The organism is Bacillus sp. LB7 (assembly GCF_030449715.1).
Lineage (GTDB): Bacteria > Bacillota > Bacilli > Bacillales > Bacillaceae > Bacillus > Bacillus paralicheniformis.
Map to the genome: position 1 here is coordinate 1 of NZ_JASGCA010000005.1, position 13,033 is coordinate 13,033.

The following is a 13,033-nucleotide window of genomic DNA, read 5'->3' on the forward strand; positions in this document are numbered from 1 at the left end:
CATGACCTGCATCGTGCAGGCCCCTGACTACGCACATTCGCATGTGCGATTTATTTAATGAATTAACAGGTACGTTTGTCTTGTTTAGTTTTCAAAGATCATTTCCGCTCCTGTCCGAAGGGACTTTATTATTATAACATTTTCAACAAGGTGTGTCAAATGTTTTTTTGTTTTTTCGTCGCTGCTGCTTTCAGTTCAAAAACCGTTCCGCTAACAGCGACGCTTAATAATATATCACCGTTATGAATTAGTGTCAACACTTTTTTTAATAAAATATCCTCGATGGAAAATCTTTTGGCCTTTTGTCTCCATCGGCTTGACTCCGACTAAGTCCTTTTCAGCCAAGAACTCCAGTATGACTCCCAGGTCTGCCGTGAAATACTTGAGATCCGGATGCTTGAGAAGATCGGCAAATTGCCAAACCGCTTTTTCATCCATGACATTGAGAATATGTGCGGCCCCGATTTCGGCCTTTGAATGAATGAGAAAATCGCTTGCGAGGAATAATAACTCCAGCCGTTTTTGCAAGCTTTCATTGCTCTCAATTAATTCCTTATACAATTTATAAACCTGAGGCTCCATGTGGCGGACTTGGTTCCATACCGTAACTTCAGGGTGAAAACCTTTATCGATCACTTCGATTCTGGCCAAATGATGGAGGGCGTGTACGATAGAATTGTAGGCGTCCAAAAATTGACCATCTTCAAAAAACGATTTTCCTTCTATATATCTTCTGATTAATTTTCCGTATTCAAGTCCGATTTTTAGTTTTCTTTCTGAAAACGGAAACGTATTGAGCTGCTCAATCAGCTTGGCGATAAATTCGTTTCGGTCGAAAAGCACCTTTCCATTGAGGACCCAGTCTATGATTCTTCTATTTGTTCCGAGCAAAATCCATTCCTGAAGCTGTTCAACAGAAATAATATGAAGAGAAGCCGTTTTTCCGTCGAACTCATAATGCTTCACGAATACAGGGTCTTCAGCCTTATTAACGATAATCAACAATGCCGCATCAAAATTATCTGTTGCAGATGAGGTTTGATTTCTCCTCTCAATCAACATGACAGCGAGTGTGTCAGGGCGGCTTGCTCTTTCTTGGTAAATCGGACGGAGAAGATTTTCCATCACCATTCCTCCAATACGATGTAAATGCGTTGCTCTAAATGCTTCTCTCTTGTTTCTACCTATTTCTACGAGCCAATAAAAACTCCTTTATTTTGAAAACACATTGAATTATTATAATCAATTTCCCCAAAACTCTCTATAGAAATTTTCCAATTGATTCGTTTTAATTAAAGAATAACACATCTTCGATATGCTATATTAGAGACAGGGGGATGGATATGGCAAAATACTCTAGCAAAATCAACAAAATCAGAACGTTTGCGTTAAGCCTTGTATTTATAGGCTTCATTATTATGTATGTCGGGATCTTTTTTAGGTCCTCGATCCTCTTGATGTCGGTGTTTATGATCTTGGGGGTATTGTCTATCTTGTTGAGCACAGCGGTTTATTTTTGGATCGGCATGCTTTCAACGAAAGCGGTTCAAGTCGTCTGTCCAAACTGTGAAAAACCGACCAAGATTTTAGGCCGGGTCGATATGTGCATGCATTGCAGGGAGCCTCTGACACTGGATAAAAACCTCGAAGGAAAAGAGTTTAACGAATCGTATAATCGAAAGTCTCAGTAAATGCTGCAACAAAAATAAGCTGACCGTTAAAAAAGCGGCCAGCTCTTTTTAATGGCTTTCTTTTTTGTCGCATTCCTGACATAAACCGTATATCTCCAGTCTATGGTGACTGACTTTGAATCCTGTCACATGTGAAGCCAGCTGCTCCACTTCGTCGAGGCCGGGATAATGAAAGTCGACGATTTTCCCGCAGCGTTCGCAAATTGCGTGATAATGCTCGGATGTCACGAAGTCAAACCGGCTGGATGAATCTCCGTACGTTAATTCCTTAACGAGCCCTGATTCCTTAAAAACCCGCAAATTGTTGTAAACCGTTGCTACGCTCATGTTTGGAAATTTCCCTTCCAGAGCTTTATATATATCATCTGCAGTTGGATGAGACATAGAATTCACGAGAAATTCCAGAATGGCATGACGTTGAGGAGTAATTCGAACCCCGGTTTCCTTCAACGCTTCCAACGCTTCTTTCAGGTTATGTTCAGCCATCGTCATGCACCTCTCTTCTAAAAAAAATTCTTACATTATAACGTTTATAATTAGTGTAACTCCTGATCAGAATCTTTGTCAATTCCAATCCCTGCGAAAAAGCTCTTTTTAAGGCGAAAAAGGCCGATATGATCAGCATGTCCGGTCAGACAGACGAATATGAGCGTAAAAAGAGACCAAACTTAAATACAGTCCGGCCTCCCCCAGAGCTTTACGCTTCGGCGATTTCTTTTACTGCTTGAAGCGCTTCTGCGACATGGTCTTTTACCTTTACTTTCCGCCACTCTTTCACAAGGCGGCCTTCTTTATCAATCAGGAATGTCGACCGTTCGACACCCATGTATTCCTTGCCGAAATTCTTCTTCAGCTTCCATACGTCAAAGCTTTCAGCGAGCTTGTGTTCATCATCGACGAGCAGCAGAAACGGCAGATCGTGTTTCTGCTTGAATTTTTCATGTCTTGTCTGGTCGTCAGGGCTGACTCCGATGATGACGGCATCAAGTTCAGCAAAGCTTTCATGTCGGTCTCTGAAATCGCACGCTTCCGTTGTGCATCCCGGCGTCATATCTTTCGGGTAAAAATAGAGCACGACATACTTTCCTTCAAAATCCGACAGCTTTACTTTTTCTCCGTGATCACCCAGCAGTTCAATATCAGGCACCTTTTGTCCAATTTCAACAGTCATTGTTTTGCCTCCTGTTATGTTTAATCGCTTGCTTTCCCCCATTATAAAAAACAGCGCCCGCTTGTTCAAATGTTCGGCGGCTTCTTTTTTGCGCTCTGTCCGCCTCGTGTTACAATATAGAAATAGATAAAAGGTGCAGAAATGAGGAGGATATTATGCAGCATACTCAATCTGAAAAGCTTCATGAAAAAGCTCTTCAACATATAGTCGGAGGCGTCAACAGCCCCTCTAGGTCTTATAAAGCGGTCGGCGGAGGTTCTCCCGTCGCGATGGAGAGGGGAAGCGGCGCTTATTTTTGGGATGTGGACGGCAACAAATACATAGACTATCTTGCCGCCTACGGACCGATTATTACGGGTCACGCTCACCCGCATATCACAAAAGCGATTCAAACAGCTGCTGAGAACGGGGTGCTTTACGGCACGCCGACAAAGCATGAAGTGACATTTGCCAAGATGCTTAAAGAAGCGATTCCTGCCTTGGATAAAGTAAGATTCGTCAATTCGGGAACGGAAGCTGTGATGACGACGATTCGCGTCGCCCGGGCCTATACAGGCAGGACGAAAATCATCAAGTTCGCCGGCTGCTATCACGGCCATTCCGATCTTGTGCTGGTGGCGGCCGGTTCAGGTCCGTCAACGCTCGGCACGCCTGATTCAGCGGGGGTTCCAAAAAGCATCGCAAACGAGGTGATTACCGTTCCTTTCAATGATATCGACAGCTATAAGGAAGCGCTCGATAAATGGGGGAACGATATTGCGGCAGTTCTCGTTGAACCGATTGTCGGAAACTTCGGGATCGTCGAACCGAAGAGCGGATTCCTCGAACAGGTCAATGAACTGACGCATAACGCAGGGGCGCTCGTCATCTATGATGAAGTTATCACCGCTTTCCGCTTTATGTACGGCGGCGCCCAGGATCTGCTTGGCGTCAAACCTGATTTGACGGCGCTTGGCAAAATCATCGGCGGCGGCCTGCCAATCGGCGCATACGGAGGCAAAAAAGAGATTATGGAACAAGTCGCACCGCTTGGACCTGCTTATCAAGCGGGCACGATGGCGGGGAATCCGGCTTCGATCCTCTCAGGTATCGCCTGCCTTGAAGTGCTGAAAGAAAAAGGCACATACGAAAAACTTGACCGCCTCGGCGCTATGCTTGAAGAAGGTATCCTGGGACATGCCGAGACTCATGGCATCAATATCACTGTCAATCGTCTAAAAGGCGCGCTCACCGTATACTTCACGAACGAAAAAGTCGAAAACTATGAGCAAGCTGAAAATACGGACGGAGAAATGTTCGCTGCCTTTTTCAAACTGATGCTTGAGCGCGGTGTTAATCTTGCGCCTTCAAAATATGAAGCATGGTTTATCACCACCGCGCACACGGAAGAGGACATTAAAGCGACGCTTAAAGCCGTGGATGACTCATTTAAACAATTGAAACAACACATGTAAAAAGAGAGCGGGTCCGCTCTCTTTTTTATCAAATGCGGAGCACTTTGTGAACGCGGTGAACAGGCACTTTTCACCAGCTTGTTTTTCTTTTTTGTCAATGATTTGTTTTTTCTTAAAAATGGGTTGAATATTTCGGAAGATCGCTGTATATTACTTTATTGTTTGGCAAATTAACAGAGAGGGAATGTTCAATACAATTCATTTTCTGTAAAGAACGAATTTTATTATAGAAAGGGATGCAAGTACAGCCTAATGAAACTTGGTGCCCGTATTTTCAAAACAGGCATTGCCATTACGCTTGCGCTTTACCTCGCGTCTTGGCTCGGCCTTCCGACTCCTGTCTTCGCGGGAATCGCGGCTATCTTCGCGATACAGCCTTCGATCTATCGTTCATTTTTGACGATTGTCGATCAAGTGCAGGCGAACATAATCGGAGCTGCCACAGCCATTATTTTTGGACTTATTTTTGAACCCAGTCCGATCATCATCGGATTGACGGCGGTAATCGTCATTACGATCAACCTGAAGCTGAAGATCGAGAATACAATTTCGATCGCTCTCGTCACCGTTATTGCCATATTGGAGAGCTCCGGCGACAACTTTTTATGGTTTGCCTTGGTGAGAACCGGAACGGTTATATTGGGCGTATTGTCTGCGTTCCTGGTCAACCTGATTTTTCTGCCGCCTAAATATGAAACGAAGCTCGTCAGCCATGTTGTTGAAAATACAGATGAAGTCATTAAATGGATCAGATTGTTGACGCGGAAGACAACGGAACACTCCATGCTGAAAGAAGACATTGAAAAGCTGAAAGAAAAAATGATGAAGGTCGATCACCTTTACTTGCTTTACAAAGAAGAAAGAAGCTATTTAAAACGTTCCACATATGTAAAACAGCGAAAGCTCGTGCTGTTCAGACAGGCGATCATTGCATCGAACCGAGCGCTTGATGCTCTGAAAAAACTGCACCGGCTTGAAAACGAGTTTTGTCATATGCCTGAAGAATTTCAAGAAACGCTGGTCGAAGAGCTTGATTATCTTCTCCATTGGCACGAGCGAATTTTAATGAGATTCGTCGGCAGGATTAAAACGCAGGATCACGTCGACCTTCACGAAGAAGGAGACGTGTACAAACAGCATTTGACCGAATCATTCCTGAAAAACCAGGACAAATTGAAAGAAGAACTGTTGGACTACAATATGCTGACCATTATGGCGAGCACCGTAGAATACCGAGAACAGCTTGAGCATTTGGAAACCTTGCTCACAAGCTTTCAGACGTACCACAAAAAAGACAGCGAGCTTGAAGTTGAGGAAGAGTAAACCGGTTAACGAATACGTTAACCGGTTTTTTTTATTTTCCTTCCTTCATTTTCGGATCAAGGGTGTCGCGCAGGCCGTCTCCCATCAGATTAAAGCCGAGCACGGTCAGCATGATCGCAAATCCCGGAAAAAATAATGTCCACGGGGCCTGCGCCAAATAAGGCCTGGCATCCGCAAGCATTTTTCCCCACTCGGGGTTCGGCGCCTGCGCCCCCAACCCTAAAAATCCGAGCGCCGCCGCTTCTATAATCGCCGTTCCAATATTCAGTGTCGCTTGAACGATAACCGGGGCCATGCTGTTGGGAAGAATGTGTTTAAACATCATCCTTATATTGGACATCCCGACAGCACGCGCTGATAAGACATATTCCTCCTGCCTGATGCTGAGCACTTTTGAACGAACGAGCCTGCCAAACGTCGGAACGTTGATGATGGCGATGGCAATCAGGGCATTTTCAAGGGAAGGCCCGAGAATCGCCACAATGGCGATCGCCAGCAGAATGCTGGGAAACGCGAGCATGATATCAAACAACCGAGAAATCAACGCATCAGCCCATCTGCCGTAAAAGCCGGCGATCAGCCCTAACAGCGTCCCCGCCAAGGCTGATGCCAGACAGGAGAAAAAGCCGACCCATAAAGACAGCCTCGCGCCGTACAGCACCCTTGAAAAAATATCCCTGCCAAAATCGTCCGTGCCAAAAAGGTGTTCAGCAGACGGAGCGGCGAGCCTGTCTGACAGTGACTGGTCGTTTATTCCGTAGGGTGCGATGAGCGGCGCGAAGATGGCCAGCAGGATAAACAGCGCGACTAAAATCGTGCCGGCGGCAGCCAGTTTATGCTCAAAGAACCGCCGAATATGTTCCGCCAAAGGCGAACGCACCTTCACGTCCTCCCTCTGCTGTTCATTTTGAAGCACAACCACATTTCCCGCCTCCTAATATTTAATTCTCGGATCGATGACGGCGTACAGCAGATCAACAATGAAGTTAATCATGACGAAGATGAAGGCGATCACGAGAATGCCCGATTGGATAACCGGGTAGTCGCGGTAGCTGATCGCATCATAAATGTACCGGCCGATGCCGGGCCAGGCAAAAATCGTCTCCGTTAAAATCGCGCCGCCCAGTAAAAGTCCGGTTTGCAGGCCGATGACGGTCAGCACCGGAATGAATGCATTTTTTAAACCGTGCTTATAGATAACGAAAAACATATGCACGCCTTTTGCTTTTGCCGTGCGGATATAATCGGACTGCAGCACCTCTATCATGCTGGCCCTCGTAATTCTCGCAATGATCGCGGCGGGAATGGTCGCAAGAGCGGTTCCCGGCAAAATTAAATGGCGGATGGTTTCTGCAAACTGATCAAACCTTCCGTGCAAAAGGGTGTCCAGTGTATGAATGTAGGTAAAGGCTTCGACCGGATTTCTGACATTCTCCCTTCCCGTTGTCGGCAGCCAGCCGAGCTCGATCGAAAAGAACCACTGGCCCATCAGACCGAGCCAAAAAATCGGCATCGACACGCCGATTAAAGCAACCAGCATCGCAATATAGTCGAATACCGAATTCTTAAACCACGCGCTGATGATTCCGGCATTCACGCCGACAAACACCGCGATCAGCATCGCGAAAAAAGCAAGCTCGAGAGTGGCGAACAAATACGGCTTTATTTCTTGCGTAATCGCCGCTCCCGTGCGGATTGATGTCCCGAGATCCCCTTTCAGCAAATCCCCGATATATCTGGCGTATTGCACATACCACGGCTGATCAAGGCCGAGCTGGACGGTCAGCTGCTGCACCGCTTCCTTTGTCGCCCTCTGACCGAGAATAACCTGGGCGGGGTTGCCGGGAATAAAGCGGATGATCGAAAAAACGACCAGTGTCATGCCGATGAGAACGGGGATCAGCATAGCCGTCCGTTTAAAACAGTAAGCAAGCAATGGCTGTCACCACCTATTTAAACTCTACGCCGGACAATACTTCACTCCCTGTCGGATGCGGAGCATATCCTTCGATATCTTTTGAACCGGCCAAAATCGGCGTGGAATGGACAAGCGGAACCCAAGGCGATTCTTCATGGAGGAGCTCCTGCGCATCTTGATACAGTTTATTTCTCTTCTTTTGGTCAGGATCTGACTGCGCTTCGATTAAGATGTCATGAAGCTCGTCATTGCTGAAGTACGTATAGTTGTTACCGCCGATATTATCTTTATCAAGCAGCGTATAAATGAAGTTGTCCGGATCTCCATTGTCTCCGGTCCAGCCCATCAAAAACGCATCGGCTTCCCCTTTACTCACTTTATCCAAATACGTCGCCCAGTCGTAAGTGACGATTTCCGCTTTGACGCCGATTTTTTCGAAGCTTGATTGAATCACTTCGGCTATTTTCATACCGTCCGGCATATACGGCCGCGGGACAGGCATTGCCCAAAGCTTCATTTTAAACCCGTCCGGGAATCCGGCTTCTTTTAACAGTTCTTTTGCCTTTTTTAAATCATACGGATATTCCTTTATCTGATCGTTGTACCCTTCAAGCGAAGGAGGGAGCGGGTTTTTGGCAGATTCGGCGAGGCCTCCGTAGAAGGAATCGATAATCGCCTGTTTATCAACAGAATGGTTCAGCGCCTGGCGGACCAGCTTATTGTCAAAAGGCTTTCTTGTCGTCGTCATTCCGAGATACCCGACGTTCATTGAAGGCCTTTCAAATATTTTCAGATTGGCGTCTGCTTTGATGCTTTCGATATCAGACGGATTGACGCCGTCCATTAGGTCGATTTCGCCCGTCTTCAATGCATTTAAGCGGGCTGAGTTTTCAGGAATGGCTCTGAAAATGATCTTCTGCAATTTCGGCTTGCTTTGATCCCAATAGTCTTCATTTTTTTCAAGGACGATCCGGTCGTTCGGCTTCCATTCGACAAATTTGTAAGGGCCCGTGCCGACGGGGTGCTCCCTGAATTTTTCACCGTATTTTTCGATCGCGGCAGGACTTGCAATCCCGAATGAAGTCATGGCAAGGTTCTTTAAAAACGGCGCTTGCGGGCGTTTTAAAATGAACTGAATCTTATGGTCGCCGAGCACTTTTATATCTTTGATGACATGCCCATCATCTTTCTTATAGCCTCCGAACATGCCGTAGTAAGGAAATTTTTCTTCATCCCCGTTCATCCACCGCTCAAAATTGTATTTGACGGCTTCTGCATTAAAATCCGTTCCGTCATGGAATTTCACGCCTTGCCTCAGCTCCAGTGTGTAGGTCAAACCGTCATCTGAAGCGTCCCATTTCACCGCGAGGCCTTCCTTCAGCGTAGTGTCTTGTTCTCCGTAATTCAGCAAGGTTTCAAACATATTGATCGTCACTTTAAATGCTTCGCCTTCTGTCGTTGTGATCGGATCAAGCGATGTTGAATCACCGCCTCTGCCGATGATCAGCGTATCTTTTCCGCCGTTCGTCCCTCCGTCGTTTTTTCCGCTTTCGTTACCGGAGCATCCCATTAAAAAAGCGGAAATAGACAGAATCATTCCCAAACAGATCAGCCAGCTTTTCTTTTTCATCTTACAGCCTCCTTATTGGTAAAATGACATGCGGCATAATGCCCGTCCGCAGTCTCTTCAAGCGGCGGCTCCGCTTCCAGACAAACCGCTGCCCGCTTCATGCATCTGCTGTAAAAAGGGCAGCCCTTTTCACTCATGCGGGGCGCGGCAATATCCGGTGCCGTATGAACCGCTTCGCCTTTGCCGATGACCGGTACTGCCGCTAACAGCGTTTCTGTATACGGGTGTTTCGGTTCTCTAAATAACGATTCGGCGTCCGCCATCTCGACGATCTTTCCGAAATACATCACGGCCACCCTGTCGCTGATATAGCGAACGACTGCGAGATCGTGAGAAATAAACAGAAACGTTAAATTAAATGCCTCCTGCAGATCATTCAGCAGATTTAAGATCTGCGCCTGAACGGATACATCAAGCGCGGAAACAGGTTCATCGGCAATGATCAGTTTTGGCTTTGTGATCAGCGCTTTTGCAATGCCGATCCTTTGCCTCTGACCGCCGCTGAATTGGTGTGCGTAGCGGTCGCCGTATGAAGCATCAAGGCCGACAATTTCAAGCATCGAGCACACGACTTCTCTCCTTTCCGCCTTCGTTCCGAGTTGATGAACGATCAGCGGTTCTTCCAAAATATCCTTTATTTTCATGCGCGGATTTAACGAAGCGTACGGATCTTGAAAAATCATTTGTATATGCCTTCTCATGTTGCGAAGATCTTTTGCATTAAGGCCTGTCATCTCTTGCCCGAGAAATGTCACCTTTCCCGCAGTCGGCTCTGTCAGCCGCAATATCGATTTTCCCAAGGTTGATTTTCCGCAGCCTGATTCACCGACGATCCCTAAGATTTCGCCTTTTTTAACTGACAGAGTAACATCATCGACCGCTTTCACGATTTTCTTACGGGACACGCGGTAATACGTTTTCAGCTCTTGGACGCTCAGCAGTTCGTGATTCATGTGAAAGCACCTTCCTCTTCGTAGAGAAAGCAGCTTACGGCATGATCATCCGCCAGCCTATTCAATCCGGGCGCCTCTTCAATGCAGCGTTCGTGTTTATGGGGGCATCGCGGCGCAAACATACAGCCTTTTTTAATCGATCCCGGCTTCGGCACCTGCCCCTCAATCGAAGACAGCCGCTCAGATTTGCCTGTGAATGCCGGAATAGAGGCGAACAAGCCTTTTGTATAAGGGTGTTTCGGGCTGTCAAAAACAGCGGTGACACCGCCCTCTTCAACGATCCGGCCGGCATACATGATCATTACGCGTTCACATGTATTGTGAACGACGCCAAGGTCGTGGGTAATGAGGAGAATGGCTGTGTTAAATTCGGCATTGAGCTTTTTCAGCAGGGACAAAATCTGGGCCTGGATGGTGACGTCGAGAGCTGTTGTCGGTTCATCGGCGATCAGCAGCTTCGGTTCGCAAATTAATGCCATTGCGATCATGACCCGCTGCCTCATGCCTCCCGACAGTTCGTGGGGATACTGCTTTATCAGCTGGTCCGCCCTCGGCAGGCCGACGGTATCCAGCATTTGAACGGCTTTTCTTCTTGCTTCTTTTTTATGAATATTGGTATGGCTGGAGAGTGCCTCTGTTAGCTGAGCGCCAATTGTGAAAAGGGGGTTGAGGGAGGTCATCGGCTCTTGAAAAACCATTGCGATGTCATTGCCGCGCATCTGTCTCCATTCTTTCTCAGACTGCATGAGAAGATCTTTGTTTTGAAACTTGATCCGGCCCGTTGTCCGGGTGTTTGCGTTCAGCCCCATTAAAGCCAAAGAGGTGACGCTCTTGCCGCAGCCGGACTCTCCGACGACTCCCATGATTTCTCCGGGATGGAGATCGAAAGAAACGCCTTGCACAATCGGGGTTTCAGACTTTTTCTGGTGAAACGAAATCGATAAATCCGATACTTCAAGCAATTTTTCTTTTGTCACTTATACACCTCCGGAGCTTGTATTTTTTAAATTGTATTGAGACGAGATAGGAAATATGTACGAAATTTGCAGGGAAAGAAAAAGCCTGACATCCGTCGGCTTCAAACGAAAGTCAGGCTTTTTGCGGTTTTAGTTTAATTTTTGAATGGTGAATAAATGCTTATAGTGGCCGTCGCGGCTCATTAATTCGTCATGTGTGCCGGCTTCCGCGACACGTCCGTTTTCGATGACGACGATTTTGTCAGCGTGGGTGATCGTCGACAATCTGTGGGCAACGATAAAGGTCGTCCGGTCTTTCGCGAGCTTTTCCATCGCTTCCTGGATATAGTGCTCGCTTTCAAGGTCAAGCGCTGACGTCGCTTCATCCAAAATTAAGAGAGGCGGGTTCTTGAGGAACACCCTGGCGATTGATATCCGCTGTTTTTGGCCTCCGGACAGTTTGACGCCCCTTTCTCCGACCTTTGTATCATAGCCTTGCGGCAGTTCCATAATAAAATCATGGGCATTTGCGGCTTTTGCCGCTTCAATGATGTCTTCCATCGAAGCTTCAGGATTTCCGATCGATATGTTTTCACGTACCGATTCGCTGAATAAAAATGTATCCTGAAGCACCATGCCGATTTGGTTTCTAAGGCTCTGCGCCTGATAATCGCGCACATCGATGCCGTCGATCTCCAGGCTTCCGGCTGAGACATCGTAGAATCTCGGAATGAGGCTGACGAGCGTCGATTTGCCGCCTCCGCTCATTCCGACGAGCGCGACCGTTTCGCCCCGTTCGGCTTTCAAAGAAAGATTCTGCAAAATCATTTCTTCCGATTTTTCGTATTGGAAGGAAACGTTTTTAAATTCAACAATTCCTTTTAACCGCTCAGCTTTTACAGCATTGGGTTTGTCTTTTAATTCATAAGGTTCATCAATAAATTCAAACAGCCTGTCCATCGATGCGATCGACTGCGTCAATGTTGTCGATGAATTGATCAGGCGGCGCAGCGGGTTGTAAAGGCGTTCGATATATCCGAAAAACGCCACCATCGTTCCTACAGTAAGGGACCCGTGAATCACATGGTAACCCGCAACCGTAATGATGATCAGCGGAGCGAGGTCTGTAACCGTATTGACGACAGCAAACGTTTTGGCATTCCAGGCCGTATGGCGGATTGCTTTGCCGAGAAAATTCCCGTTCTCGTGATCAAATTGCTTCTGTTCATAATCCTCGATCGCAAAACTCCTGATGACAGGCATCCCCTGCACCCTTTCATGAAGGTGGCCCTGCACTTCGGCCAGCGCCTGGGAACGTTCTCTCGTCAGCTTTCTAAGCTTGCCATAGAAGAATTTCACAGACAGTCCGTAAAGCGGAAACAGCACGATCGAAATAAGCGTCAGCTTCACGTCCATCGTCAGCATGATAGCGATGGCGATAAAAATCGTCATCACGTCAAGCCATACATTCATCAACCCGATAATGACAAATTCTTTCGTCTGCTCGACATCGTTGATGACCCTTGAAATGATTTCTCCTGCGCGGGTGTTCGCATAATACCTGAGGCTCAGCTTTTGAATGTGTGCAAACAGCTTGTCCCTGATATCATACAGCACCTTGCTTGCCGTCCACTGTGCGAAATACTGCCGATAGTATTCGACAGGCGGCCGAAGCACCAAAAAAATGGCGAACATAACCGCCATTACCATGAATAATGTGGATGTTTTTTCTTCAGCGGTCCCGCTCCCCTGGATGATGTCGTCCACGACGTATTTCAGCAGAAGCGGGATGACCAGCGGAATAGAAAATTTAATAATACCGATTAAAACCGTCAAAACGATTTTCCATTTATACGGCTTCACAAATTCCATGTACCTTCTGATTACCCCCACACGTCTTCCCCCCTCTATATCTTGATGTGTGAGTACACCGCAAA

At 46.9% G+C, this 13,033-nt stretch carries 12 protein-coding genes; 3 read left to right on the plus strand and 9 right to left on the minus strand.

The annotated features are described in order from the left end of the window. Positions 1-240: 240 nt before the first annotated feature. Positions 241-1,125 (minus strand): nucleotidyltransferase-like protein, encoded by an 885-nt coding sequence (locus QMZ64_RS08360; protein ID WP_243943902.1) that lies wholly within the window; start codon positions 1,123-1,125, stop codon positions 241-243. 218 nt (positions 1,126-1,343) lie between these two features. Here QMZ64_RS08360 and QMZ64_RS08365 point away from each other — a divergent pair, with 218 nt between their 5' ends. Beyond that, on the plus strand, positions 1,344-1,691 hold the full coding sequence (locus QMZ64_RS08365; protein WP_020450640.1) for a YgzB family protein: 348 nt from the start codon (positions 1,344-1,346) through the stop codon (positions 1,689-1,691). Positions 1,692-1,739: 48 nt separating this feature from the next. Here QMZ64_RS08365 and perR read toward each other — a convergent pair whose 3' ends face one another. Continuing rightward, on the minus strand, positions 1,740-2,177 hold the full coding sequence (gene perR / locus QMZ64_RS08370) for a peroxide-responsive transcriptional repressor PerR (protein WP_003179961.1): 438 nt from the start codon (positions 2,175-2,177) through the stop codon (positions 1,740-1,742). 211 nt (positions 2,178-2,388) lie between these two features. Continuing rightward, complete coding sequence (bcp, locus tag QMZ64_RS08375; RefSeq protein ID WP_023855987.1) at positions 2,389-2,862, minus strand: thioredoxin-dependent thiol peroxidase; 474 nt, start codon at positions 2,860-2,862, stop codon at positions 2,389-2,391. 155 nt (positions 2,863-3,017) lie between these two features. Between bcp and QMZ64_RS08380 the strand changes: the two genes are divergently transcribed. Next, positions 3,018-4,316, plus strand: a complete 1,299-nt coding sequence (locus tag QMZ64_RS08380; protein ID WP_265627527.1) for a glutamate-1-semialdehyde 2,1-aminomutase — start codon at positions 3,018-3,020, stop codon at positions 4,314-4,316. A 252-nt stretch (positions 4,317-4,568) separates the two neighbouring features. Further along, positions 4,569-5,639: an FUSC family protein gene (locus QMZ64_RS08385; RefSeq protein WP_020450637.1), complete on the plus strand. Its 1,071-nt coding sequence runs from the start codon at positions 4,569-4,571 to the stop codon at positions 5,637-5,639. A 31-nt stretch (positions 5,640-5,670) separates the two neighbouring features. Here QMZ64_RS08385 and QMZ64_RS08390 read toward each other — a convergent pair whose 3' ends face one another. The 6 genes from QMZ64_RS08390 to QMZ64_RS08415 form a co-directional block, all read right to left on the minus strand. Further along, on the minus strand, positions 5,671-6,561 hold the full coding sequence (locus tag QMZ64_RS08390) for an ABC transporter permease (protein WP_195259089.1): 891 nt from the start codon (positions 6,559-6,561) through the stop codon (positions 5,671-5,673). A 12-nt stretch (positions 6,562-6,573) separates the two neighbouring features. Next, positions 6,574-7,575, minus strand: coding sequence for an ABC transporter permease (locus tag QMZ64_RS08395; RefSeq protein ID WP_065644627.1), 1,002 nt, complete (start codon positions 7,573-7,575; stop codon positions 6,574-6,576). A gap of 13 nt (positions 7,576-7,588) precedes the next feature. Further along, positions 7,589-9,187, minus strand: coding sequence for an ABC transporter substrate-binding protein (locus QMZ64_RS08400; protein ID WP_265627528.1), 1,599 nt, complete (start codon positions 9,185-9,187; stop codon positions 7,589-7,591). Continuing rightward, positions 9,184-10,140, minus strand: coding sequence for an ABC transporter ATP-binding protein (locus QMZ64_RS08405; protein ID WP_265627529.1), 957 nt, complete (start codon positions 10,138-10,140; stop codon positions 9,184-9,186). The genes QMZ64_RS08400 and QMZ64_RS08405 overlap by 4 nt, the downstream gene beginning before the upstream one ends. Then, on the minus strand, positions 10,137-11,117 hold the full coding sequence (locus QMZ64_RS08410) for an ABC transporter ATP-binding protein (RefSeq protein ID WP_243943911.1): 981 nt from the start codon (positions 11,115-11,117) through the stop codon (positions 10,137-10,139). Before QMZ64_RS08410 ends, QMZ64_RS08405 begins: the two co-directional genes overlap by 4 nt. 129 nt (positions 11,118-11,246) lie before the next feature. Next, complete coding sequence (locus QMZ64_RS08415) at positions 11,247-12,989, minus strand: ABC transporter ATP-binding protein (RefSeq protein ID WP_265627530.1); 1,743 nt, start codon at positions 12,987-12,989, stop codon at positions 11,247-11,249. Positions 12,990-13,033 lie beyond the last annotated feature (44 nt).